The following is a 23,995-nucleotide window of genomic DNA, read 5'->3' as shown; positions in this document are numbered from 1 at the left end:
AGAGACCGAAGCCCTCCTCATCTTCTATGGTATCTCTACATAACTGATTGAACCAACGGCACACAAACAAGAGACCTCGTTCCGCGTTTGCATTGGCGCAAAGTTAGACCGACCAATTCTGTCGTGGCCGGCGCACAAAACTGCGCTGGTCACTTTTTTTCGCGGTCCCGCTTTTTCGACGATTCCGCTATGCGAATGCCCGGTATTTTGTCGCCAATATTCATCGCCTAGCCGTATGGCTACTGTGCCAGCATGCTTGCGGACGAAAAGACCGCCTTGACGCCTCTGCCTCGTCTGCTAATCCATGCACCAGGGGGCCTGTAGCTCAATTGGTTAGAGCAGAGCGCTCATAACGCTTTGGTTGCGGGTTCAAGTCCTGCCGGGCCTACCACCCCTTACCCTTCAAAATCGGCAGGCGTCGGGATGTAGCGACAGGTGTCTCCGCGCCGTTCAACAAAGCCTAATGACGGGAAGTTGCATTGGGCAATCGGGGTCAGACCTGCCATTGCCAACGACGCGTGCCAATGCCCGACTGTCGGTGCCATCGCTAGGGGCGCGCCCGTAGCAACAGCATTCACGCGGTTGGCGGTTTTAATAACATACCCGTTGATACCACATCGAAAGATTCGGAATCTTAAGGTTTGTACGCATCCTGTGCAGCGGTTTCAGCCAGAGCGGGATCAAATCCTGCCAGGATACTTGTGCTCAACTGCGCATCGCCGTCCCACCACGCAATGACTGCGATTTCGGCCACAAAAAAACGTTGAATGTCGCCTAGCCTTGCGTTTTGCACGGGACTTTGGGCGCGTGCGGGGCGGCCGACCCGAACTTCGGATGCTTGATTATATTCAACACCGCGAGGACCCCGATCAGACCGATTTGCAAATGCATTCTGCAACCGTTCAAGGCGGCAAAGCGCCTGTGCGCCAGGAATTTGCCGCCCATTGCCCAAATTTGCTAGTGCCCGATGTCGAAAATTCTATCTGGTCTGCGCAAGCACCGCTGTTCCACGTCCAGAACATGATCGCGTCTGGCGCACGTTTTGCCCGGATACACCTGTGCGCTAAACCGCTATTTTGGCACAGGCCAGTGGATCGGTGAACAGCGCACGCAACCGTGTCGCTCGTCACGGGCTCTTGTCTGTGCTTGCGCGAATTGACAGTGTGGAACGCACACAGCGCGCGATGAACGACATCAATGGTGTGCAAACTTAGCCCGACATCGCAGCAAAATCGTATCACATATTCAGTATACAAGTGCATACAGCCTTCCCGTAGCCAACAAATTGCGTTATGGCGGACCCAGAATCCAACCCAAGCGGAGAGACACATGTCCAAGATTAAGGTAGAGAACCCAGTCGTCGAACTCGACGGCGACGAAATGACCCGGATCATCTGGGATTTCATCAAGAAAAAACTGATCCTTCCCTACTTGGACATTGATCTCAAGTACTACGATCTGGGCATGGAAGTCCGTGACGAAACCAATGACCAAATCACCATTGATGCCGCGGAAGCGATCAAAAAATATGGTGTTGGCGTAAAGTGTGCGACCATCACCCCTGATGAAGCCCGCGTCGAAGAATTTGGCCTTAAGCAAATGTGGCGCAGCCCGAACGGCACCATCCGCAACATTCTGGGTGGTGTTGTGTTCCGCGCGCCGATCATCTGTAAAAACGTGCCACGTCTTGTGCCCGGCTGGACCGACCCGATTGTGATCGGCCGTCATGCCTTTGGTGACCAATACAAGGCGACTGATTTCTTGATGCCTGGTCCCGGCAAGCTAACGATGAAATTCGTGGGCGACGATGGCACCGTCATTGAAAAAACAGTCTTTGATGCACCATCCGCAGGTGTTGCAATGGGCATGTATAACCTTGACGACAGCATCATCGACTTTGCCCGTGCGTCGATGAACTACGGCCTGAACTTGGGCTGGCCTGTGTACCTGTCGACTAAAAACACGATCCTCAAGGCCTATGACGGACGCTTTAAGGATCTGTTCCAAAAAGTATTCGACGAAGAATTCGCCGACAAATTCAAAGCCGCCGGGATCACTTACGAACACCGCCTGATCGACGACATGGTCGCATCTGCAATGAAATGGTCCGGAAAATTTGTTTGGGCATGTAAAAACTATGACGGCGATGTCCAGTCCGACACGGTTGCGCAGGGCTTTGGGTCGCTTGGCCTGATGACATCTGCACTGATGACGCCAGATGGAAAAATCGTCGAAGCCGAAGCTGCACACGGCACAGTGACCCGTCACTACCGCCAGCACCAAGCGGGCAAAGCGACATCGACCAACTCGATCGCATCGATCTTTGCTTGGACCGGCGGCCTAAAGCACCGCGCGAAACTGGACGACAACGCACAGCTGATGAAATTCGCCAGCACGCTGGAAAAAGTTGTTGTCGACACTGTTGAAAGTGGCTTCATGACCAAAGACTTGGCGCTGCTGGTTGGCCCAGATCAAAAATGGCTGACCACAGAAGGTTTCCTGGAAAAAGTCGACGCAAATCTTAACGCTGCAATGTAAGCGACCGGGGGGCAGTTTCGACTGCCCCCTTTTCTTTTGCCCCTTTACATGCCCTCTTTTCAGGTCAGCATTGTTGACATATAAGGGGCCATGATCAAACCGGCCCCATCCACAAAACACAGCTTAATCGATGACCTACAGGGTCTTGCCCTTGGTGTGTTTCTGTGTGGCATTGGCGTCCACGTGCTGACGCATATCGGGCTTATTACCGGCCAGACCGCCGGGCTTGCCGTGATCATCAGTTATTTGACGGGCTGGTCTTTTGGGCTGGTCTTTTTCGTCATTAATATCCCGTTTTATGTGCTGGCTTATCTGCGGCTTGGGCCAAGGTTCACCATAAAATCCCTCATCTCGGTCACGCTATTGTCGGTTGTGACTGAACTGCTGCCGCTGGGATGGCAAATGGGCACAATCACCCCGTGGTTAGGGGCAATTGTGGCTGGCTGTGTGACGGGGATTGGACTGCTGGCGATGTTTCGTCACAACGGATCGCTCGGCGGCTTTGGCGTTCTGGCGCTGATCATCCAAGACACCACAGGGTTTCGCGCCGGATATTTTCAGCTGCTGATTGATGCGATTTTATTCTCAGCAGCGTTCTTTATCTTTCCTGCCGGTCTGGTGGCCTGGTCGTTGCTTGGGGCGGTCATCGTCAATACGACGATCGCGATGAACCACCGCCCCGACAGATACGTCGCCCGTTAAGGTGTGACCGAAATAATGAACGTACCCGCGCCGTCGAACCCATCAAAGTCGACGGCAATGACACCGCCGATTTCGTCAGCAGCTGGCCCATAAAACGCGGCATCAACAGTTCCGGCAGAGCCAATACATCCATCGGCACATGTCAATGAACCGTTAAAATTGTTGGTGCCGCTGAAACTGGTGGCCCCCATGGCCAGATCGACGTCACTGCCGCCAGATCCGGCGCCGCCATTCAGCCCACCATCAAAAGTGCCCGCCACGGTGTTGTCGTTAAAGTTGACTGTGAACACGACACCACCTTCGTACTCCGCTTCGCTGCCAGCGGAAAAACCATTGGCGACAAAATCACCCGTATAGACAACGGAACCTCCGGTTTGGGCGGCGACAGCGGATGGCCGGGTTTCAAAACCTACAATATAACCTTCTTCCCCGACGTAATTATTGCCATCCAGCGCAACCGCCTCAAAGGCGGCGACGTAGTCTCCCGACCGTTCGGGCTCGTACACGACATTCACTGTGTTTGTGTTGGCTAACGTACCCTGCCCGTTCGTGATCTGTACAACCTCGCCGAAAATCGTGATCGATCCGTTCAGCTGATCAGTCGAGAAAAATCCGGCATCCAGTGTGACCGTACGTGGTGCTTCAATCGTGGCACCACTCGCGGTCTGGTAGCTTGCCGACGTCAACGTCATCGCAACACCTTCGGCGTCCGAAATCACTTGGCCAGCCGCATAGGGCAGTCCATTTTGTGTTTCGGTTGGGTCGGTAACCGGTGTCGGGTCAGGTGTATCCCCGCCACCACCACAGGCGGCTGTACCAAGCAAAGCGAGCAAGAGTATCGACCGTTTCAGTAAAATTTCCATCGAGGCGTCCCATCATTCCAAAGCGTCGCCTGCTGAAACGGCAACTTTTAACAACATTTGGCGCACTATACCGCTAAACATTCGTACCTCTAGAGTTGAAATTTGGCGCCACGCTGTTTCTGCAGACTCCCGCCGATTGCGGGATGACAGTATCTTTGCGTTCAGCTACGCCTAGACCATGCCCGCACACTATATTCACCTTATCCTTGCCATCATCACCGAAACGATCGGCACGACAGCCTTGCAAGCCAGCGCACAGTTTACGCGCCTGTGGCCATCAGTCTTGGTGGTCGTTGCCTATGCAGCGTCATTCTACCTTTTGGCTCTTGCCCTAAAGGTGATGCCCGTGGGAATTTTGTACGCAATCTGGTCCGGCCTTGGTATCGTGCTGATTGCGGGGATCGGCTTTGTTGTGTTCGGGCAAAAACTGGATATGGCGGCGGGCATCGGGATCAGTCTGATCTTGCTTGGCATCCTGATAATCCATCTTTTTTCGCAGACTTCGGCCCACTAAAGCACAGTCCTGCGATTTTGGGGTGGCTTTTGCTGCAATTGCACGGTATCCGCGCGACAACTTACCCAAAAGGCAGACCAATGGACATTCGCAATATCGCGATCATCGCACACGTTGACCACGGCAAGACGACACTTGTTGACGAACTACTGAAACAATCCGGCGTATACCGGGAAAACGAAGCCACGACCGAACGCGCGATGGACAGCAATGACATCGAACGCGAACGTGGCATTACCATTTTGGCTAAATGTACATCGGTCGAATGGAAAGGCACACGGATCAACATCGTCGATACGCCGGGCCACGCCGACTTTGGCGGCGAAGTTGAACGCATCCTGTCGATGGTCGACGGTGTTGTGCTGCTGGTCGATGCGGCCGAAGGTCCGATGCCCCAGACAAAATTCGTGACGTCCAAGGCACTGGCCCTTGGTCTGCGCCCCATCGTTGTTGTGAACAAAGTCGACAAAGCGGACGGCGAACCAGATCAAGCTGTTGATGACGTCTTTGACCTGTTTGCGGCACTGGAAGCATCCGACGAACAGCTTGATTTCCCAACAATGTTCGCATCTGGCCGCGCTGGCTGGTGCGATAACGAACTGGATGGACCGCGCAAGGATTTGTCCGCCCTGTTCGACAAGATCGTCGAACACGTCCCCATGCCTGCGCAAATCTCGCGCCGCGAAGAACCATTCCAGATGCTGGCGACAACACTGTCCGCCGATCCGTTCATCGGTCGTATTCTCACCGGTCGCGTTGAGGCCGGCACATTGCGTGCAGGCGAAACCGTCAAGGCGCTGTCGCGTAACGGCGACAAGATCGAACAGTTCCGGGTTTCCAAGATTCTGGCGTTCCGTGGTCTGTCACAAACAGCCATCGACGTGGCAGAAGCTGGCGACATCGTCACACTGGCCGGTATGACCAAAGCGACAGTGGCCGACACGATCTGCGATCTGTCCGTTGACGCCGCGATCCCCGCGCAGCCGATTGACCCGCCAACCATCACCGTGACGTTCGGTATCAACGACAGCCCGCTTGCGGGTCGCGACGGCAAAAAGGTGCAATCGCGCGTGATTCGTGACCGGCTGATGAAAGAAGCAGAGGTCAACGTCGCAATCAAAATCAACGATACACCGAACGGTGATGCCTTCGAGGTTTCGGGCCGCGGCGAATTGCAGATGGGTGTTTTGATCGAAAACATGCGTCGCGAAGGGTTCGAATTGTCGATTTCGCGTCCACAGGTCATCTATAAAGACGTGGACGGCGTCCGCATGGAACCTATCGAAGAAGCAACCATCGACGTCGATGACGAATACACAGGTGCTGTGGTCGAAAAACTGACGGGTCCACGCAAAGGTGAACTGGTCGAAATGAAACCCGCCGGTGCTGGTAAAACCCGCATCATCGCGCATGTCCCATCGCGCGGGCTGATCGGGTATCACGGTGAGTTTTTGACCGACACCCGTGGCTCTGGCATCCTGAACCGCCTATTCCATGGTTGGGCACCCTACAAAGGTAAAATTCAGGGCCGTCGTCAAGGCGTTCTGATTTCGATGGAAAACGGGACATCCGTTGCTTTTGCGCTGTGGAAACTGGAAGATCGCGGTAAATTCTTCATCGGCGCACAAGAGGCCGTATATACCGGCATGATCATCGGTGAACACAGCCGTGACAACGATCTGGAAGTAAACCCGCTGAAGGGCAAGCAATTGACCAACGTCCGTGCGTCCGGCACCGACGAAGCGGTACGCTTGACGACACCGGTAACCATGTCGCTTGAGCAGGCCATCGCCTATATCGACGACGACGAACTGGTCGAAGTCACGCCAAACGCGATCCGTCTGCGCAAGCGCTACCTTGACCCGAACGAGCGCAAGCGCCAGTCACGCGCGGGCTAAGTCACCGTCATAGCGTCACAAAACAAAAAAGGGCGGTCCAAACGGACCGCCCTTCGTAGTTTCAAATCTTAAAACGCGTTGTCGGTCAGTCGTTTATCTCGACGACAACCAATTCACGCTCTGACGCGCCACGCGCATGGTCAAGCGCAGCCTGATAGGCCGCCGAATTATAACATGCCACCGCATCCTCGACCGACGGAAAGCGGGCGACAACATTGCGTGGTCGCTCTTTGCCCTCGAGCTGCACATAACGACCACCGCGGGCAATGAAGACCCCGCCGTGATCGGCAATCGCGGGTCCGGCAAGTTCGGCATATTTTTTATATGCAACGTCATCCGTCACAGTGACGTGGGCAATCCAAAGTGCGGTCATTTCAGTCCCTCCAGAACAGATTTCGCGGCAGCAATCGCGGCATCGGCATTTTCAGTAGACGCACCGCCACCTTGCGCCATATCGGGGCGTCCACCGCCGCCTTTACCGCCCAGTTCAGGTGTCACAGCCCGCAAAATATCCACGGCTGACACGCGGCCTACCATGTCGGCGGTGACGCCCACGGCCACTGCGGCCTTGTCTCCGGTGTCGGCGATTAGCAAAACAGCACCGCTGCCCATGGCGGTTTTCATCTCATCAATCAAAGATGGCAAATCTTTGCCCGTCACGCCGGATAAAACCTGCGCTTGAAAGGCGACGCCATTGATCACTTCGGCTGGGGCTGCTTCTTTGGCACCGCCGCCCATCGCTAATTCACGACGTAGCTGCGCGACCTCATTGGCAAGCGCTTTTCGCTCATCCATCAACGCTTTGACGCGGTCCGCAACTTCGGCCACCGGCGCTTTTAAGGCGCTCGCGACTTGGGTCAAACGGTCGTCTTGCGCGCGCAGATGATCAAGCGCGGCTTGACCTGTTAACGCCTCGATCCTGCGGACCCCGGCACTGGACGCGCTGTCCCCCAATGCGACAAATGCACCGATTTCGCCCAATTGACGTACGTGGGTCCCGCCGCAAAGCTCAAGAGAATAGGTATCACCCGCAGCGCCCTTGCCCGAACCGGCCTTGCGACCCATCGACACAACGCGCACCTCATCGCCATATTTTTCGCCGAACAGGGCCTGCGCGCCCAAAGCGCGGGCATCATCCGGTGTCATAATCCGCGTCTCGACCCGGCTGTTCTGACGGATCACCGCGTTCACGTCTCGTTCAACCTGCGCGAGCTCATCGGACGTCAGCCCCTTGGTGTGACTAAAGTCGAACCGCAAACGATCCGGCGCATTCAACGATCCACGCTGTGCGATGTGATCGCCCAGAATTTCACGTAGCGCTTCGTTCAACAGGTGCGTTGCCGAATGGTTGGCCTGAATTGCGCCGCGCCGCGCCGGATCAACACGGAGAGTTGCGCCCTGCCCGCGTTGTATTTTGCCTTCGGTCACTTTGGCGAAATGGACGTAAACGCCTGCAACCTTCTTGGTGTCCGTGATTTCCGCGACGCCTGTTTCAGTCCGCAATAGGCCGGCATCACCGACTTGTCCGCCGGATTCAGCATAAAACGGAGTCTGGTTCAGCACGATTTGTACAGTCCCTGTCGCCGCGTCCGCAAGCGTGCCATCAGCGACCAGCGCCACGATCTGCCCTTCGGCATCCAAAGTGTCATAACCCAGAAAATCTGTCGTGCCGTGTTTGTCGACAACATCAAACCAGATGGTGCTATCAGCCGCTTCGCCCGTGCCAGACCACGCTGCACGTGCTTTGGCTTTTTGCTCGGCCATGGCGGTGTTAAATCCGGCGGTATCCACGGTCAACCCACGATCACGCATCGCGTCTTGCGTCAAATCAAGCGGGAAGCCAAAAGTATCATACAGCTTGAATGCGGCAGCACCGGGCAGCGCCGCACCTTCGGCCAACCCTGCAACCTCGTCATCAAGCAGTTTCAAGCCACGGTCCAACGTTTGCTTAAACCTTACTTCTTCGTTCAACAGGGTCTCTTCAATCAGCCGCTGGCCTTGGCCCAATTCCGGATAGGCTGCCCCCATCTGTTGAACCAGCGCAGGCACCAACTGGTGCATCACCGGGTCTTTTGACCCCAGCATGTGGGCATGACGCATTGCGCGGCGCATGATACGGCGCAAAACATAACCGCGGCCTTCATTGGATGGCAGGACACCTTCGGCGATCAGAAAGGATGTCGACCGCAGGTGGTCGGCGATAACACGGTGATGTGTGATAATGCTGTCATCGGTACCGGTCGATGTTGCATGTGCAGATGCCTCAACCAGCGCCTTCATCAGATCCGTTTCAAAGACGTTGTTTGTGCCTTGCAACAGTGATGAAATGCGCTCTAGCCCCATGCCAGTGTCGATCGACTGCTTGGGCAGCGGCTTCATCGACCCGTCTTCGAATTGTTCGTTTTGCATGAAAACGAGGTTCCAGATTTCGATAAAACGGTCGCCATCTTCCTCTGGTGAACCCGGAGGACCGCCCCAGATATGATCGCCGTGATCGTAAAAAATTTCGGTGCATGGACCACATGGCCCCGTCGGGCCCATCCGCCAAAAGTTATCGTCGGTCGGAATGCGAATGATCCGGTCGTCGGGTAGCCCCGCAACCTTTTTCCATAGGTTCGCAGCCTCGTCATCGGTGTGATAGACGGTGACCAGCAGCTTTTCAGCCGGAATACCCAATTCTTTGGTAACCATTTCCCACGCATATGGGATCGCTTGTTCCTTGAAATAGTCACCAAAGCTAAAGTTGCCCAACATCTCGAAAAACGTCAGGTGGCGCGCGGTCATGCCGACGTTGTCCAGATCGTTGTGCTTTCCGCCAGCGCGGACGCATTTTTGGCTGCTGGTCGCGCGCACGTAGTCGCGCGTTTCAACGCCGGTAAACAGGTTCTTAAACTGCACCATACCAGAGTTGGTAAACATCAAGGTCGGATCATTGCGCGGCACCAACGGGCTCGAAGGCACAACCTCGTGACCTTGCTTACTAAAGTAGCTCAGATAAGTGGATCGGATGTCGGCAAGACTTGTCATGGCAGACTTTCATAAATGCGTCATAGTTAGGCGCAGAAATAGCCGCGCACTGGCCTTGTGTCCACAGTAGCCAGACAATTCGCCCGAACTTCTTGCTTTCCCAGAAAGCCCGTTCCACAGGGCGGAATTTTTCTAGACCGCGTTGCACATAAAAAAAGGCGCCACTGGCGCGGCGCCTTTGTAGAAGGGGATGCTAAGTATCTTTAGATATCAACGAGATCGTCATCATCGTCAGAGCTACCAGCAGTCAAATCAAAATCCAGCCCGTGTGATGCGCGGATTTTATCCTCAATTTCGGTGGCAATGACAGGGTTTTCCTTAAGGAAGGTTTTCGAGTTTTCGCGTCCCTGCCCCATGCGTTCATCACCATAGCTAAACCAAGAGCCCGACTTTTCGACGACCCCGGCTTTAACACCCAAATCTAGCAATTCGCCAGTTTTGGAAATGCCTTCGCCATACATGATATCGAATTCGACCTGCTTGAACGGTGGTGCGACTTTGTTCTTCACGACCTTCACACGGGTTGCGTTTCCAACCACCTCATCGCGGTCCTTGACCGAACCGATCCGGCGAATATCCAAACGGACCGAGGCATAGAATTTCAGCGCGTTGCCGCCCGTGGTCGTTTCCGGCGACCCGAACATCACACCAATCTTCATCCGGATTTGGTTGATAAAAATCACCATACAGCCGGACCGGTTGATGGATCCGGTCAGTTTGCGCATCGCTTGCGACATCAGACGGGCGTGCACCCCAACGGAGCTATCCCCCATGTCACCCTCAAGCTCGGATTTTGGTGTCAGCGCAGCAACGGAATCGACGACCACCATTGCGACAGCCCCCGAACGCACCAACGTATCGACAATCTCTAGCGCTTGCTCGCCTGTGTCGGGCTGCGAGATGAGCAGTTCATCCAGATTGACGCCCAATTTCTTGGCGTATTGCGGGTCAAAAGCATGTTCCGCGTCAACAAACGCACAAACGCCGCCCTTTTTCTGCTCTTCCGCGATTGCGTGCAGCGTCAGCGTTGTTTTCCCTGACGATTCAGGGCCGTAAATTTCAATAATCCGCCCTTTAGGCAGACCACCAATCCCAAGTGCAATGTCCAATCCCAAAGACCCGGTCGATGTCGCTTCGATATCGGGCATCTGATTCTGCCCGCCGAGTTTCATGATCGACCCTTTGCCAAACTGACGTTCAATCTGCGCCAGCGCGCTTTCCAGCGCCTTTTCTTTGTCTGCGGTCTTTTTATCTGCCATTTTGAGAAGCTCTGCCGTTGCCATAGTGTCCTGTCCTTATTTCACGCGCCCAGCGGGGCAGCAATCACTGCTTTGTTCTTATTATGTTCCGAACATATGTGGGACCAAAAGCAGAACATTGCAACATAAATTTTAATGATGCCACTTCATCGAGAACTGGTTAAGGTTTGGTTTACAGCGCAAGGCACGACACTTGAAACGTAAGGAACGCCATATAAATGCTTGTTTTTTGGAAGGAAAACCTTGTTCTGCTTTCGGTACCGAAAACCGGAACAACCGCACTGGAGGCAACGCTTGCGCCACGCGCATCGATGGTCTTGCGCGACCCGCCTGAACTGAAGCATGCGCCCAGCTATCGCTACAAACGATTCCTGCGGCCGTTTTTTGTTCAGGCTGGCGGTCAAACACCCGAACTGATGGCTGTCGTGCGGCATCCGATTGACTGGCTGGGCAGTTGGTACCGGTACCGCACACGTGATGATTTGATCGGTCAGCCGAACAGCACACGTGATGTCAATTTTGATGATTTTGTGGCGGAATACTGCAAGGGAGAGCCTGCCCCCTTTGCCAACGTCGGATCGCAGAACAAATTTCTGCGGCTTAACGATGGCCAGCTTGGGGTCGATCACCTGTTCCGCTACGAATCTTGGCACAAGGTTGTCGGATATCTTGAAGACAGATTGGGGATGACAATCGAACTGAAAGACAAAAATGTGTCTCCTAAAATGGACCTTTCGCTATCCCCCGACATCGAATCCCGACTGCGCGAAAAACGGGCCGCCGAATTCGAAATTTGGGGTCTTGGTCAGTCTTAGGCGGTGGTCAGCGTCCGCCGCACCGCATCCTTCCATCCGGCGTACCGTCTTTCGCGCGTGGTATCATCCATCTGCGGGGTAAACTGTTTGTCCAGCGCCCAACCGGCCGCGAACCCTGCCTGATCAGGATAGACCCCGGCACGCATTCCAGCCAGCCATGCAACGCCAAGCGCGGTTGTTTCTAACACGGTCGGCCTGTCCACAGGTGCGCCAATAATATCGGACAAAAACTGCATGGTCCAATCTGATGCGCTCATCCCGCCATCCACACGCAATATTGCTTGAGTATCAGACGTTTGCCAGTCGTTCCTCATTGCGTCAATCAGGTCACGGGTCTGAAACCCCACGCTTTCCAACGCAGCCTTTGCAAATTCGGCAGGGCCAGAATTACGTGTCAGCCCAAAGATCGCGCCCCGCGCGTCAGCATCCCAATAAGGGGCGCCAAGCCCTGTAAACGCAGGCACCATGTAAAGCTCTTGACCAAGATCGGCCTGTTCCGCCAATGGCTGGGTGTCTTTTGCATGGCGAATAATCTGCAAACCATCGCGCAGCCATTGCACCACTGCGCCCGCGATAAAGATGGACCCTTCCAGCGCATATGTCGGTTTCCCGTCAAATTGGTAGGCAATTGTTCCCAGCAACCGATGTTTGCTTTCAACCAACGTATCGCCTGTATTCAACAGGGCAAAGCAGCCGGTGCCATAGGTTGATTTTAACATGCCAGGTTGGAAACAGGCCTGCCCGATCGTCGCAGCTTGTTGGTCGCCTGCAACGCCCAAAATCGGCAAGGCCACACCAAACAGATCCGGCCGGGTCATCCCGTAGTCAGCCGCACAATCGCGGACATCCGGCAGCATGCCCATCGGAATGCCAAAACGTTCGCAAATTGTCTGGCTCCAGTGTCCCTTGCGAATATCATATAACATTGTGCGTGCGGCATTGGTGGCGTCGGTCGCGTGAACCTCGCCACCCGTCAATTTCCAAATCAAATAGCAATCAATCGTACCAAACAGCAGGTCGCCGGCCGCGGCACGCTCTTTGGCGCCGGCGACAGTCTGCAAAATATAGCGCAGCTTCGTGCCTGAAAAATATGGATCGGCCAAAAGGCCGGTGCGCTGGGTGATTGCCTGATCAAAGCCTTCGGCGCGCAATTCTTCACAAAAAGACGCTGTGCGACGGTCTTGCCAAACAATGGCATTATGGATCGGCTGCCCGGTATGGCGGTCCCAAACAACAGTGGTTTCACGTTGATTGGTGATTCCGATGCCTGCAATCTCGTGTGCGCGAATGCCGGCACGTTCAATCGCACCGCGACATGTGGCGGCCACGGACGACCAGATATCCGCCGGGTCGTGTTCAACCCAACCCGATTGCGGAAAATGCTGCGGGAATTCTTGTTGCGCCGTCGCTGTGACGCGCATCTTCCCATCAAAAATGATCGCACGGCTTGATGTCGTGCCCTGATCGATCGCAAGAATATAAGTCATATGAAGCCCCCCTGCCGGCAAGCTGTCATATATGCGCGCACTGTCAAGCAGCGGTCGCGCTGACGGTCTTATTCTCTACGCGTCTTCAAAATCTTCGGGCGCATCGTCACCGCGCCCCTTGAAACCTGTCGCGACGACAAACTTTTCCGAACTATCCGACCGCGATGCTGGCGGTTTCACGTTGGCCACCTTTGTGAACCGGGACTTTAGCAACTTTTGCAAATCGCCCTCGGCACCGCCCGCCAATACCTTGGCCACAAATGTCCCGCCCTCGTTTAGCACATCAAACGCAAAATAAGCGGCCGCTTCGCACAAGGCGATGATCCGGTTGTGGTCGGTTTGTTTGTGCCCCGACGCAGAAGCCGCCATGTCAGACATCACCACATCCGCCGGACCACCAAGCCACGCGATGACCTGTTTGTCTGCTTCGTCTTCCAAAAAGTCGAGCTGGTGAATTTCGGCGCCTGCAATCGGTTCAACCTCTTGCAGATCAACGCCCAAAACGTATCCTTGGGCCTTGCTTTTGCGTTCACCCAAGGCGTTCACGCGCTTGACCGCGACCTGACACCAACCGCCCGGTGCGCAACCCAGATCGACAATCCGTGCCCCCGGCACCAAAAATCGATACTTGTCGTCCAGTTCTAAAATCTTATAGGCCGCACGGCCACGATAACCGTCCGCCTTGGCGCGTTTCACATAGGGGTCGTTCAGCTGTCGCTGCAACCACATGGTCGAGCTGAGCTTGCGCCCACGCGCAGACTTTACTTTGACGGTCAGATCGCGTTGTCCGCGTCCAGAGCTGTTTTTTGTCGGTTTATTGGCCATACTGTTGCCTATCGCTTAAAACGGTGCGTCTTCCAAGACCCCATCGGCAGACATTTGTGCATAAAGCAGCCCTTCACGCAGGCCACGGTCCGCCACTGACAGCCTATCTGTCGGCCAAAGGCGCATCAACGCCTGCAAAATCGCCGAACCAGACATGATCAGCGCTTGCCGATCCTTGCCGATCCTTGGGTCATTGCGCCGCCCGACAGGACCAAGTGAAAGGTAATCACGGATCACTGCGTCGATCTGGTCAGAGGTCATGCGCAGGCCGTCGACCTTTGTGCGATCATAGCGTTTCAGCCCTAAATGACTGGCCGCCACGGTTGTCACCGTGCCGCTTGTCCCAATGATCTGAAAACCTTCGCGTGCCTGTGCTGCGGCATAGGGCGAAAACTCTTCGAGGTTTTCTTCAAAGAACCAGCTCATCAACGCAAAACGGGCAGCATCATCTTCGACATCGGCAAACTGGTCGCGCAATGTTGCCACACCCAAAGGCACGGAAATCCAATCCACCACCTTTGCCGCAGCAAACGGGCCGGGATCTGATTTGAACCCTGCGTGCAGGCGCATGATCGCACGCGGTCTTTCGCGCTTGGGCACATTGGTCAGGTCGATCCACACCAATTCTGTTGACCCGCCCCCGATGTCAACGACCAGCAACTGTTCGGTATTGACGCTGACCAGCGGCGCACAGGAAATCACCGCAAGGCGCGCCTCTTCTTCGGGTTTGATAATCTCAAGGTTCAGGCCGGTTTCGCGACGCACCTGCGCGACAAACCCCGGGCCATTAACGGCACGCCGACAGGCTTCGGTCGCCACAAGGCGCATATGCTGCACCCCATGCCGCTTTAGTTTTTCGCGGCAAATGCGCATCGCGGCGATCGTACGATTCATCGACGCGCGTGAAAGCCGCCCGGTGCTTTCCAGGCCATGGCCCAGCTGCACCGACTTTGAAAAACTATCCACCACATGAAACTGGCTGCCCTTCGGTTGGGCAATCAGCATACGGCAGCTATTTGTGCCCAGATCTAACGCCGCATAAAGCGACGCGGGATCAGGACGTGTTGGCGCGGGGCTATCGACCGCTTTGGGGAACGCGCCCGCACCTTTGGGACGCTTGGGCGTCATCTGCTACGCCCTCCATTTCGAGTTATCCCCAAGCTAGGCTTCCCTGCCCCATTGCACAAGCCTTGTGATGCACTTCGTGAATTCACTGCATCTTGGATATGAGGATTTTGGGCCACGCGCGATGTGGCCGCCCCGTCAGGCTTGCGTTAGCTAAGACCTCGTCGCGGACCGCGCGTGTGATGTCGAAAATCGACATTGGTGCCGCAAATGGAATGCTAGAACAAAACAACAGCAGCGAGGAATCAGATGCCTGACGTTACCATCGTTTACTGGCGCGACATGCCAGCCCAAGTGATCGTCGGCCGTGGACGTAAAGGCACAAAATTGCCTTTGCCCGAACGCTTTGAACAGGCCATCGACCGCGCTGCGATGAAATCGGGCGCGGCAGAATCCGATGATTACATCAATGGCTTTCGCAAGGCCGAACCCTACCCGGCTGACGGCACTGACGCCGAAGCAGCGGCAGCGGCCGTTGCGCATATTGATTCTGAATACGACCAGGAACGCATCAAAACGCTCATCGCAAATGATGGTTGGAATTGACGCCACCCGCCCCCTTCACATCCCGCATATCGGAGATCGCAATGGCCCTGTTCCCATTTCTTAAGCGCCAAGTCACCCAAGAGCCGCGCACACACGCCGTCCTCGAGGCGTTCTTGCAGGACTATTCGATCGAAGTGATGCCACGCACGGCTGAAAAGGTTGAAGATTTCCGTGCATTGCTGCCGCAGGGAACGCGCGTCTATATTGCCCATATTGACGGCACCCCGATAGGCGACATGGTTGCGACCGCGAAACGCCTGTCAGCGGACGGGTTCAAGGTGATGCCGCATTTTCCTGCCCGCATCATCAAAGATCGCACCACACTGGCCGATTGGATCGCCCGCTACCAAGGCGAGGCTGGCGTCGATCAGGCGCTGCTGCTGGCGGGCGGGGTCGCCACACCGCACGGCGATTTCCATTCATCGATGCAGTTGATGGAAACCGGGCTTTTCGGTGACTTTAAACGGTTGCATGTTGCGGGCCACCCCGAAGGCAACCGTGACATCGACACAGACGGCAGTGATAAAAACGTGATGGACGCGCTGCGCTGGAAACAACGGTTTTCCGAAACCACGGGCGCACAAATGGCGCTTGCCACCCAGTTCGCGTTCGAGGCCGGACCGATCATCGCGTGGGCCGACGCGCTGCGCGACGCAGGTATCACAATCCCCGTGCATATCGGCATCGCTGGCCCGGCAAAATTGCAGACCCTGATTAAATTTGCGATTGCGTGCGGTGTTGGCCCCTCTCTTAAGGTCTTGCAAAAACGCGCGATGGATGTGACCAAGCTGCTGCTACCTTACGAGCCGACAGAGGTACTGATCGACCTTGCTGCCCACAAAGCGGCACATCCTGATTTTAACATTACCCATGTGCATTTCTTCCCGCTGGGCGGGATTAAGACCAATGCCGAATGGGCCATCGCAAATGGCGGCCGCGCGGCGGTTCCTGCCTCTCAGACCAAGGACATGTCATGACCCGAACGATCGTCGAATCAAAGACAAAAACAGCGATTATCGGCTTTGATCAGCCATTTTGCGTCATCGGGGAACGGATCAACCCCACAGGTCGCAAAATCCTTGCCGCCGAACTGGAACGTGGCGATTTCAGCCGGGTCGAAGCAGATGCGATTGCGCAGGCCGCCGCAGGTGCAAACATCCTTGATATCAACTCTGGCGCTGTGTTTTCCAATAAAATGGCCGAAGACCCGCGGTATGCCGACAACAACTTTGTCGAACCGCCGCTGATGAAAGAACTGATCGCGCGGGTGCAAGCCGTTGTCGATATTCCACTGTGCATCGACAGCTCTGTGCCCGGCGCGCTTGAAGCAGGGCTTGCCGCCTGCGAAGGTCGCCCATTGCTCAACTCGGTGACCGGCGAAGAAGAGCGGATGGAGCTGGTGCTGCCGCTTGTCAAAAAATACAATGTCCCCGTGGTGGCGATTTCCAACGATGATACCGGCATCTCCGAAGACCCCGATGTGCGGTTCGAGGTCGCCAAAAAAATCGTAGAGCGCGCCGCCGACTTTGGCATCCCGGCCCATGACATTGTGGTCGATCCATTGGTGATGCCGATCGGGGCGATGGGCACAGCGGGTCTGCAAGTTTTCACACTGGTGCGGCGCCTGCGCGAGGAACTGGGCGTCAACACAACCTGTGGCGCGTCCAACATCAGCTTTGGCCTGCCCAACCGGCACGGTGTGAACAACGCGTTCCTGCCGATGGCGATCACTGCCGGCATGACCTCTGCCATTATGAACCCCATCGCACTTCCGGTGGGCCCCATGAAAATCGCCGAAAAGAAAGCCGAAGTCGCGGCAGCCGGCATCATCCTTCCCGAAGATATCGACGACGAAACCTTTGTGACGTTGTTTGGCCTGGGCTCTACATTTGCGCGTGCCGGGTCCGAAATGGAAGCCATCCGCGCGGCCAACTTTTTGACCAACAACGATCCGTCAGGGTCGGATTGGATCAGGTTCAACCGCGCACCGGTGAAAGCGGGCGAAGGCCGGGCCCGGACCGGACGCCGCAAGCGAGGTTAACCCTCGGCCCTGCCCCTGCCCGGTTACAGGCGGGGGCGCCACACTGCCGCTGGCTGAGACCTTAACCATGCTTGTAACCACATTGGCTTTCCCTGCGTGAAACACCGACGTTCGCGTTATGCAAAAGCAGACATTGATCAAAATTTGACCCGATGACAGCTGTGCGGGACGAAGCTGCCGTTCGTTTCCGTTGCATCATCTCATTGTTTGCGACAGTTTCCGCTACAAGCAGAGAGAAACTCAAACCAGCGGAACAGCCATGCCGGCACGGGAAATGAAAGTGTTCAACGAACCTAATTTTCGATTACTGCGATTGGCAGCGCGTTTCCGACCAACGCCTGAGGCAAATCTTAGGAAAGTAAACTCCGCAGAAGTCGCGTCGGTCATCGAAAGTTTAATGAGCATTGGGCTTTATGCGGATGAATTTGCCTACCTTGAGAGCCCGGAACTGAACTACTTTGAGATGCTATCGAAACTTGAAGATTTCTTGACCTCTCTAGGTTGGAAGCCGCTAAATGAGGAACAAGAGTTTCGTTTTCTCACAGCAGTTTATGCTGAAGTGGGCGCGAAAGACGACCATTCAGCATATCATGCTATTTCACGATGGATGGAAGATGTGGGACGCGAAATGGACGAAAGTTTCCATATCCAGTTCGTCGCGGACGGTATTGAAGCCGAGCGATTGTATGGCTGTTATTATTCACATTCGCCCGTGCTAGGCGGAGACCTCATCCCAAGCGTTGTAGACCCGAATACTCACGATTGGAGTATGGAAGGCGACGCCCGCCCAAAGAAGGTGTTTTCGGAATGGCTCGCCGCGCATCCCAATGACAAAAGCGAAAATCGCCCCTTCGACGAGGACTTGTTAAACGACCTTTCAGCATAGTTTAACTCAGTTCGTTTTCTGCGTGGCAGCAACTGACAGGATGGGCTCTAAGTGGGCTTTTGCTGCGTCGCGCACCAATATCCGCTTTCGGTTTGGATTAAAGTTGCATGTCGGGACTTGGCGGTTTGATTGGTCAGGGATACCGCGCAAAGACAGCCACATACAAACAGCGCCGCAGGTGGAACACACGGGGCGCTGTCTGGGCGGTCACGTTCAGCGGTAGTACAGCGACTGCCCGTTGTGGAACAATTGCACCTTCGCCGGTGCCGCATGCATCCGCACCGATGTGCCGCGTAAACCTGCGTGAATCCCCGGCAGCTTGCCGATCACGGAATCATTGTCACCGACTTTATCAAAATACAGCAGCGTTACCTCGCCCAAGGCTTCGGTGATGTTTACCTTGCCCTCGAACAGATAATCGTCGCCCGTTGTTTCCAACATATCCTCGGGGCGCACCCCGACATTGACGCGCAGACCTTTGTCAGACGCCTGCGTTGGGACATCAGATTTCACCACGCCGCCGCCATCCAGCTTGACGGTTGTCTGCGGGCCGGTAGCCACGATTTCACCCGACAACAGGTTCATTGCAGGTGATCCAATAAACTGGGCCACAAATTCGTTTTCAGGCCGCTCGTACAGCTCGAGTGGGGTGCCGACCTGCGCGATGCCTTTGTTGGCCAGCACCACAATGCGCGTGGCCAGTGTCATGGCTTCGACCTGATCGTGGGTCACATAGATCATTGTACTGTCGGGCATGGATTCTTTGAGTTGGGCAATTTCAATCCGGGTCGCCACGCGCAGCGCCGCGTCCAGGTTCGACAGGGGCTCGTCAAACAAATACACCTTTGGGTCGCGCACAATCGAACGGCCAATCGCAACACGCTGGCGCTGGCCGCCTGACAGGGCCTTGGGCAGGCGATCAAGATATTCTTCCAGCTGCAAAATCTTGGCGGCTTTGCTCACGGCGGCCTCGATCTCGGCTGCGGATTTCTTGGCGATCTTCAAGGCGAACGCCATGTTTTCGCGCACAGTCATATGCGGGTACAGCGCGTAAGACTGGAACACCATCGCGATGCCGCGCTGCGCAGGCGGCACATCGTTGACGACCTGGCCATCAATTTCCAACGTCCCGCCGGAGATTTTTTCTAAACCCGCAATCATCCGCAACAAAGTTGATTTTCCGCAGCCCGACGGGCCGACGAACACGATCAGCTCGCCGGTTTGAATATCGAGGTTGATGTGTTTCAAAACCTCAACCGAACCGCCATAGGTTTTCGCAACGTCCGTCAGTTTCAGATCAGCCATGTCTCACTCCCCTTATGTATTTGACTTCAGAGCAAGGCAAACCTGCCAAGGCCCAAGATGCAGGCGTCCATCAAGCGAGACATGCGCGCTGCCCAACTCGGCGCCGATCGGCGTCCAGTCACCGGCAGGCAAGTCAAAGTCGGACGGTGTCTCGCTTACGTTGAACGCGCAAAATATCGTTTGCTCGCCATCGGTCCGGGTGAAATACACAACGTCACCCTTGGCGCGCAGTTTATCATGGTCGCCCTTTTTGATGGCCGGGTGATCCTGCCGGAATGCAATCGCCTTGCGGTAATGCTGTAACAACGCGCCCGGCTCATCCTCTTGGATCGACACGGCAGAGGCCAAATGTTCCGGCGCCACCGGCAACCAAGGCTGACCTTCGGTAAAGCCACCATTCTGGTTGGATGGTGTCCAGACCATCGGGGTGCGACAGCCATCGCGGCCCTTAAACTCTGGCCAAAACTGAATGCCATAGGGGTCTTGCAGGTCCTCAAAGGCAACATCTGCCTCTGGCAGGCCCAGTTCTTCGCCTTGGTAGATACACACCGACCCGCGCAGACACATGATCAGCGTCGTGAACATCCGCTGTGCGCCGGGCGCCAGATTCCAACGCGTCACATGGCGCACAACGTCGTGGTTGGAAAACGCCCAACAGCACCAGCCGTCGCTGGCGACGCGGTCCACGTAATCCATCACCTCGACGATGCGGTCCGCGGTGGGAATATCCGCCGCCAAAAATTCGAACGCATAACACATTTGCATCAGATCATCGCCGCGGGTGTATTCACCCAAGATCTCCAACCCGCGCTGGCTATCGCCGACCTCGCCGACTGCGGCGGCGCCAAAGGGCTCCATCACGGCACGCAAACGGCGCAGGAATGCGACGTTATCGGGGTGGTTTTTGTCGTAGATATGTTCTTGGTGGTTATACGGGTTCACCGCAGGTGCGGTGTTGGCGTTGCGCCGTTCCTTGGGCAAGGGCGGGTTGTCGCGCAGCTGTTCGTCATGCATGTAGAAATTGATCGTATCCAAACGGAATCCATCCACTCCCCGGTGCAGCCAGAACCGCCCTACATCCAACAGCGCCTCTTGCACCGCTGGCTCGTGGAAATTCAGGTCGGGCTGCGACACAAGGAAATTGTGCATATAATACTGTTCGCGGCGCGCATCCCACTGCCAGCCCGACCCGCCAAAGATCGACAGCCAGTTGTTGGGTGGCGTGCCGTCAGGTTTGGGATCGGACCAAACATACCAGTTCGCCTTGTCATTGGTTTTGTTCGACCGGCTTTCGACAAACCACGGATGGTCTTCGCTGGTATGTGAAAGGACAAGGTCGATCATCACTTTGACGCCCAAACTATGGGCGGTGCTGATCACCTGATCAAAATCTGCCAACGTCCCGAACATCGGATCGACATCGCAATAATCACTGACATCGTAGCCAAAATCGCGCATCGGTGACATAAAGAACGGTGAAATCCAGATCGCGTCAACGCCAAGCGACGCGATATAAGGCAAGCGTTGCACGATACCGTGCAAGTCGCCGATGCCATCGCCGTTGCTGTCTTGGTAACTGCGTGGATAAATCTGATAGATTACCGCGCCACGCCACCAATCCTTGTCAACAGCGGCCATAGGTTTCTCGGCAAGAGCCATAGTCATAACGTCGTTCCTAGCTTACCCCGTCCCGGGTTTCGCCCGGGATCTTTGGGTGGTTTTATCGTTTGCCCCGGGTATCTCCGAGGCAGGTTTTATTTCACTGATCCCGCCAAAAGGCCGCGCACCAGATATTTTTGCATCGCAAAGAACACGACCAACGGTACCGATATCGACACAAAGGCCGCCGTCGCCAAAATTTCCCAGTTCCCGCCGCGGGTGCCAAGCAGTTCGACAATTTGGTTGGTCATCACGGTTGTCTGCCCAGTCGAGTCGATCAAAAACACTTTGGCGACCAGCAAATCGTTCCATGTCCACAAAAACTGGAAGATCGCGAATGACGCAAGCGCGGGAAAGGACAACGGCAGAATGATCTTGGTAAAGATCTGGAAATCAGTCGCCCCGTCTACCCGCGCGTTTTCGATAATGTCGCGCGGCAAGCCCACCATATAGTTGCGCAGCAAGTAAATCGCGAGCGGAAGGCCAAAGCCGGTGTGGGCCAACCACACCCCCAGATACCCTTTGCCGATCCCGATATTCAGGTGCAGACGCAAAAGCGGGATCAGCGCCAATTGCAGCGGCACCACCAGCAACCCAACCACAATGGCAATCAGGATCGCACGCCCCGGGAAGTCCATCCACGCCAACGCATAGGCCGCAAAGGCTGCAATCACGATCGGGATGATCGTGGCGGGAATCGTGACGGTCAGTGTGTTGAAAAACGCCTTGGCCATGCTGTCTGTCGATGACCCACTGAACAAAACCCGCTTGTAGTTATCCAACGTGAACTCTGGTGGGGTTTGCGCCGATGCAAACACACGCTGGCCACGGCCCGAAATCGCAGTCGGGCTGGTCCAGACGTAATCGCCGTTCGCCTGCACAGTAATGGTTTCACCGTCGCCCAGATCGGCGGTATCACCCGCCGCATACGCGTCGATCACCTGCGATGATGTGCCCCAAACGCCGATCTCGGCGCCCGGAGTTTCAAACAGGTTGCCAGTGATGGTGTAAACGCCATCGGTCAGCGCCTGCACACCCGCATCATCGGGATCAACCGTGCGCAACGTGACGTTTTGTTCTGTCGCGAACAACGACTGCCACCAACCTGAACTGGAAATCTGATCCGTCGTCCGGAACGACGATACCAAAAGGCCAACGGTCGGGAACAGCCACAGCGCCACAAGCAGCACCACAGAAATGTGGACGATCCACGTCAGCGACGACTTGCTACCAGCAATGTTATCCATCAGCGCATCTCCTTGCGGGCATTATAGACGTTCCAAATCAAAATCGGCGACACCAGCAGCATGATGATCATCGCACTTGCCGACCCCAGTCCCCAATCGTTCGCGCGGAACAATTTGTCGTACATGTAGTTGGCAAGAACCTGTGTTTCCCATTGGCCGTTCGTCATCGCAAATACGATGTCAAAGACCTTAAGAACGACCAATGTAATGGTCGTCCAAACCACCACGATGGTGCCGGAAATCTGTGGCATTTTGATTTTAAAGAAAACCTGCAACGGGTTGGCACCATCAACAATCGCGGCCTCGATGGTTTCTTCTGGAATACCGCGCAGGGCCGCAGACAGGATCACCATCGCAAAACCCGTTTGAATCCAGATCAAAACAACCATCAAGAAGAATGAATTCCACCCCGGAATGGTCAGCCATGTTTGTGGCACACCGTAGGGATAGGTTTTGGTAAACGCGCCAAAGGCCAACGACAGCGCCGCCAATGCAATGGCCGTCAAAATCAGCGCCGCACCAGCGCGCAAGACTGTGGCGATGGTACTGCCCTTCCCTGCGATGACCGTGCGAACCAGCGTCCAGCCGACATAAATCGCGGCGGCAGCGGCACAGATCATCAGCAATCCAGGGACAAGCCGCAGTACCAAAACCGATCCAAGACCGCCGTCAAACTGCAACCAGACCGCATTCAGCACACCAATCTGGCTTTGCTCTACCGGGCGCGTGTCATAAATCAGTTTAAAGATAACCGACGCACCCACAAAGGAAATCGCCATCGGCATAAAGATCAGGGATTTGGCAATCGCGCCCCATTTGATCCGGTCTGTCAATTGTGCCGCCAGCAAACCAAAGGCGGTGGATGCGGCAGGCACAACAATCAGCCAAAGCATGTTATTTTGCAGGGCTTCCCAGAATTTGGGATCGTCAAACATTTGACGATAATTGGCCAAGCCCACAAATGCATTCCCTTGGTCACGGTCCGTCAAAGAATACCACAGCGTCGCGAAGACAGGATAAGCGAGGTACAGACCAAGAGCAACAATCGCGGGAAACAGGAAAAGCCACGGGCGGATCATATTGGCGCGGTTGATGTTTCGGCCAGCATGCTCCCCTTTGGCGGGGTACAGCACTTTGTCTAGAAACTGGTTTGAAAAGTAAAAATAGGCGATACAACCGCCCACACCTAGAAAAATTGTCAGAAGACCCTGTAGTGCCGGATGCATCGTCTGTCCCCCCCGGGTAAAAATGTGGCGGA

The 23,995-nt window shown here is 55.4% G+C and carries 21 protein-coding genes and 1 tRNA gene; 10 read left to right on the top strand and 12 right to left on the bottom strand.

Translation table 11 applies throughout. The annotated features are described in order from the left end of the window. Positions 1 to 314: 314 nt before the first annotated feature. Positions 315 to 391, top strand: a tRNA-Ile gene (locus tag ACXJGX_RS14080). Positions 392 to 395: 4 nt separating this feature from the next. Here ACXJGX_RS14080 and ACXJGX_RS14075 read toward each other — a convergent pair. Then, positions 396 to 578 (bottom strand): hypothetical protein, encoded by a 183-nt coding sequence (locus ACXJGX_RS14075; protein WP_474782755.1) that lies wholly within the window; start codon positions 576 to 578, stop codon positions 396 to 398. 751 nt (positions 579 to 1,329) lie between these two features. Between ACXJGX_RS14075 and ACXJGX_RS14070 the strand changes: the two genes are divergently transcribed. Beyond that, entirely contained in the window at positions 1,330 to 2,538 is a 1,209-nt protein-coding gene (locus ACXJGX_RS14070; protein WP_474782753.1) for an NADP-dependent isocitrate dehydrogenase, read from the top strand. 90 nt (positions 2,539 to 2,628) lie between these two features. Beyond that, positions 2,629 to 3,240, top strand: coding sequence for a YitT family protein (locus ACXJGX_RS14065; protein WP_474782751.1), 612 nt, complete (start codon positions 2,629 to 2,631; stop codon positions 3,238 to 3,240). Here ACXJGX_RS14065 and ACXJGX_RS14060 read toward each other — a convergent pair. Further along, positions 3,237 to 4,103 carry a transferrin-binding protein-like solute binding protein gene (locus tag ACXJGX_RS14060; protein WP_474782749.1) on the bottom strand — a complete coding sequence of 289 codons (867 nt, stop codon included), beginning with the start codon at positions 4,101 to 4,103 and terminating at the stop codon, positions 3,237 to 3,239. The genes ACXJGX_RS14065 and ACXJGX_RS14060 overlap by 4 nt on opposite strands. 178 nt (positions 4,104 to 4,281) lie before the next feature. Here ACXJGX_RS14060 and ACXJGX_RS14055 point away from each other — a divergent pair, with 178 nt between their 5' ends. Together ACXJGX_RS14055 and typA are read left to right on the top strand one after the other, a co-directional pair. Then, positions 4,282 to 4,617: a DMT family transporter gene (locus ACXJGX_RS14055; protein WP_474782747.1), complete on the top strand. Its 336-nt coding sequence runs from the start codon at positions 4,282 to 4,284 to the stop codon at positions 4,615 to 4,617. An 80-nt stretch (positions 4,618 to 4,697) separates the two neighbouring features. Next, positions 4,698 to 6,515, top strand: coding sequence for a translational GTPase TypA (gene typA, locus ACXJGX_RS14050; RefSeq protein WP_474782745.1), 1,818 nt, complete (start codon positions 4,698 to 4,700; stop codon positions 6,513 to 6,515). An 85-nt stretch (positions 6,516 to 6,600) separates the two neighbouring features. Here the strand turns inward: typA and ACXJGX_RS14045 are convergent, their stop codons facing one another. The 3 genes from ACXJGX_RS14045 to recA form a co-directional block, all read right to left on the bottom strand. Then, positions 6,601 to 6,888 (bottom strand): DUF1330 domain-containing protein, encoded by a 288-nt coding sequence (locus ACXJGX_RS14045; protein WP_474782743.1) that lies wholly within the window; start codon positions 6,886 to 6,888, stop codon positions 6,601 to 6,603. Further along, positions 6,885 to 9,542 (bottom strand): alanine--tRNA ligase, encoded by a 2,658-nt coding sequence (gene alaS, locus ACXJGX_RS14040; RefSeq protein ID WP_474782741.1) that lies wholly within the window; start codon positions 9,540 to 9,542, stop codon positions 6,885 to 6,887. The genes ACXJGX_RS14045 and alaS overlap by 4 nt, the downstream gene beginning before the upstream one ends. Positions 9,543 to 9,745: 203 nt before the next feature. Further along, positions 9,746 to 10,825, bottom strand: a complete 1,080-nt coding sequence (recA, locus tag ACXJGX_RS14035) for a recombinase RecA (protein WP_474782739.1) — start codon at positions 10,823 to 10,825, stop codon at positions 9,746 to 9,748. Positions 10,826 to 11,019: 194 nt separating this feature from the next. Here recA and ACXJGX_RS14030 point away from each other — a divergent pair, with 194 nt between their 5' ends. Then, on the top strand, positions 11,020 to 11,616 hold the full coding sequence (locus ACXJGX_RS14030) for a gamma-glutamyl kinase (protein WP_474782737.1): 597 nt from the start codon (positions 11,020 to 11,022) through the stop codon (positions 11,614 to 11,616). Here the strand turns inward: ACXJGX_RS14030 and glpK are convergent. From glpK to ACXJGX_RS14015, 3 genes are all read right to left on the bottom strand, one after another. After that, positions 11,613 to 13,103 carry a glycerol kinase GlpK gene (glpK, locus tag ACXJGX_RS14025; protein WP_474782735.1) on the bottom strand — a complete coding sequence of 497 codons (1,491 nt, stop codon included), beginning with the start codon at positions 13,101 to 13,103 and terminating at the stop codon, positions 11,613 to 11,615. The genes ACXJGX_RS14030 and glpK overlap by 4 nt on opposite strands. 75 nt (positions 13,104 to 13,178) lie before the next feature. After that, a complete protein-coding gene (locus tag ACXJGX_RS14020; protein WP_474782734.1) occupies positions 13,179 to 13,928 on the bottom strand; it encodes an RlmE family RNA methyltransferase in 750 nt (249 codons plus the stop codon). Between the two features lie 15 nt (positions 13,929 to 13,943). Next, a complete protein-coding gene (locus ACXJGX_RS14015) occupies positions 13,944 to 15,056 on the bottom strand; it encodes a Ppx/GppA phosphatase family protein (RefSeq protein ID WP_474782733.1) in 1,113 nt (370 codons plus the stop codon). Between the two features lie 246 nt (positions 15,057 to 15,302). Here ACXJGX_RS14015 and ACXJGX_RS14010 point away from each other — a divergent pair, with 246 nt between their 5' ends. From ACXJGX_RS14010 to ACXJGX_RS13995, 4 genes are all read left to right on the top strand, one after another. Further along, entirely contained in the window at positions 15,303 to 15,599 is a 297-nt protein-coding gene (locus ACXJGX_RS14010) for a virulence factor (protein ID WP_474782732.1), read from the top strand. A gap of 41 nt (positions 15,600 to 15,640) precedes the next feature. Further along, positions 15,641 to 16,576 (top strand): methylenetetrahydrofolate reductase, encoded by a 936-nt coding sequence (locus tag ACXJGX_RS14005; RefSeq protein WP_474782731.1) that lies wholly within the window; start codon positions 15,641 to 15,643, stop codon positions 16,574 to 16,576. Further along, entirely contained in the window at positions 16,573 to 17,640 is a 1,068-nt protein-coding gene (locus ACXJGX_RS14000; protein ID WP_474782730.1) for a dihydropteroate synthase, read from the top strand. Before ACXJGX_RS14005 ends, ACXJGX_RS14000 begins: the two co-directional genes overlap by 4 nt. Positions 17,641 to 17,899: 259 nt before the next feature. Next, positions 17,900 to 18,526, top strand: coding sequence for a hypothetical protein (locus ACXJGX_RS13995; RefSeq protein WP_474782729.1), 627 nt, complete (start codon positions 17,900 to 17,902; stop codon positions 18,524 to 18,526). 213 nt (positions 18,527 to 18,739) lie between these two features. On the opposite strand, the gene ACXJGX_RS13990 is transcribed toward ACXJGX_RS13995, so the two are convergent. The 4 genes from ACXJGX_RS13990 to ACXJGX_RS13975 form a co-directional block, all read right to left on the bottom strand. Continuing rightward, positions 18,740 to 19,831: an ABC transporter ATP-binding protein gene (locus tag ACXJGX_RS13990; RefSeq protein ID WP_474782727.1), complete on the bottom strand. Its 1,092-nt coding sequence runs from the start codon at positions 19,829 to 19,831 to the stop codon at positions 18,740 to 18,742. A gap of 12 nt (positions 19,832 to 19,843) precedes the next feature. Then, positions 19,844 to 21,496, bottom strand: coding sequence for an alpha-glucosidase (locus ACXJGX_RS13985; RefSeq protein WP_474782725.1), 1,653 nt, complete (start codon positions 21,494 to 21,496; stop codon positions 19,844 to 19,846). 89 nt (positions 21,497 to 21,585) lie between these two features. Continuing rightward, a complete protein-coding gene (locus ACXJGX_RS13980) occupies positions 21,586 to 22,737 on the bottom strand; it encodes a carbohydrate ABC transporter permease (RefSeq protein WP_474782723.1) in 1,152 nt (383 codons plus the stop codon). Beyond that, the gene (locus ACXJGX_RS13975; RefSeq protein ID WP_474782721.1) at positions 22,737 to 23,963 is read right to left on the bottom strand and encodes a carbohydrate ABC transporter permease; all 1,227 of its coding nucleotides are present in this window, start codon (positions 23,961 to 23,963) and stop codon (positions 22,737 to 22,739) included. Before ACXJGX_RS13975 ends, ACXJGX_RS13980 begins: the two co-directional genes overlap by 1 nt. Positions 23,964 to 23,995 lie beyond the last annotated feature (32 nt).

The sequence above is a fragment of the Yoonia sp. SWMV100 genome, from assembly GCF_056108365.1.
This window is presented reverse-complemented; position numbering and strand designations above follow the sequence as displayed.

What these genes read in the sequence shown, in the direction of transcription:
- ACXJGX_RS14030 (WP_474782737.1), top strand. Translation starts at nt 11,020, where the DNA reads ATGCTTGTTTTTTGGAAGGAAAACCTTGTTCTGCTTTCGGTACCGAAA.
- ACXJGX_RS14015 (WP_474782733.1), bottom strand. Translation starts at nt 15,056, where the DNA reads ATGACGCCCAAGCGTCCCAAAGGTGCGGGCGCGTTCCCCAAAGCGGTC.
- ACXJGX_RS14005 (WP_474782731.1), top strand. Translation starts at nt 15,641, where the DNA reads ATGGCCCTGTTCCCATTTCTTAAGCGCCAAGTCACCCAAGAGCCGCGC.
- ACXJGX_RS14065 (WP_474782751.1), top strand. Translation starts at nt 2,629, where the DNA reads ATGATCAAACCGGCCCCATCCACAAAACACAGCTTAATCGATGACCTA.
- glpK (WP_474782735.1), bottom strand. Translation starts at nt 13,103, where the DNA reads ATGACTTATATTCTTGCGATCGATCAGGGCACGACATCAAGCCGTGCG.
- recA (WP_474782739.1), bottom strand. Translation starts at nt 10,825, where the DNA reads ATGGCAACGGCAGAGCTTCTCAAAATGGCAGATAAAAAGACCGCAGAC.
- ACXJGX_RS14070 (WP_474782753.1), top strand. Translation starts at nt 1,330, where the DNA reads ATGTCCAAGATTAAGGTAGAGAACCCAGTCGTCGAACTCGACGGCGAC.
- ACXJGX_RS14020 (WP_474782734.1), bottom strand. Translation starts at nt 13,928, where the DNA reads ATGGCCAATAAACCGACAAAAAACAGCTCTGGACGCGGACAACGCGAT.
- ACXJGX_RS14045 (WP_474782743.1), bottom strand. Translation starts at nt 6,888, where the DNA reads ATGACCGCACTTTGGATTGCCCACGTCACTGTGACGGATGACGTTGCA.
- ACXJGX_RS14010 (WP_474782732.1), top strand. Translation starts at nt 15,303, where the DNA reads ATGCCTGACGTTACCATCGTTTACTGGCGCGACATGCCAGCCCAAGTG.
- alaS (WP_474782741.1), bottom strand. Translation starts at nt 9,542, where the DNA reads ATGACAAGTCTTGCCGACATCCGATCCACTTATCTGAGCTACTTTAGT.
- ACXJGX_RS13990 (WP_474782727.1), bottom strand. Translation starts at nt 19,831, where the DNA reads ATGGCTGATCTGAAACTGACGGACGTTGCGAAAACCTATGGCGGTTCG.
- ACXJGX_RS14060 (WP_474782749.1), bottom strand. Translation starts at nt 4,103, where the DNA reads ATGGAAATTTTACTGAAACGGTCGATACTCTTGCTCGCTTTGCTTGGT.
- ACXJGX_RS14000 (WP_474782730.1), top strand. Translation starts at nt 16,573, where the DNA reads ATGACCCGAACGATCGTCGAATCAAAGACAAAAACAGCGATTATCGGC.
- ACXJGX_RS13980 (WP_474782723.1), bottom strand. Translation starts at nt 22,737, where the DNA reads ATGGATAACATTGCTGGTAGCAAGTCGTCGCTGACGTGGATCGTCCAC.
- typA (WP_474782745.1), top strand. Translation starts at nt 4,698, where the DNA reads ATGGACATTCGCAATATCGCGATCATCGCACACGTTGACCACGGCAAG.
- ACXJGX_RS13975 (WP_474782721.1), bottom strand. Translation starts at nt 23,963, where the DNA reads ATGCATCCGGCACTACAGGGTCTTCTGACAATTTTTCTAGGTGTGGGC.
- ACXJGX_RS14055 (WP_474782747.1), top strand. Translation starts at nt 4,282, where the DNA reads ATGCCCGCACACTATATTCACCTTATCCTTGCCATCATCACCGAAACG.
- ACXJGX_RS13995 (WP_474782729.1), top strand. Translation starts at nt 17,900, where the DNA reads ATGCCGGCACGGGAAATGAAAGTGTTCAACGAACCTAATTTTCGATTA.
- ACXJGX_RS13985 (WP_474782725.1), bottom strand. Translation starts at nt 21,496, where the DNA reads ATGACTATGGCTCTTGCCGAGAAACCTATGGCCGCTGTTGACAAGGAT.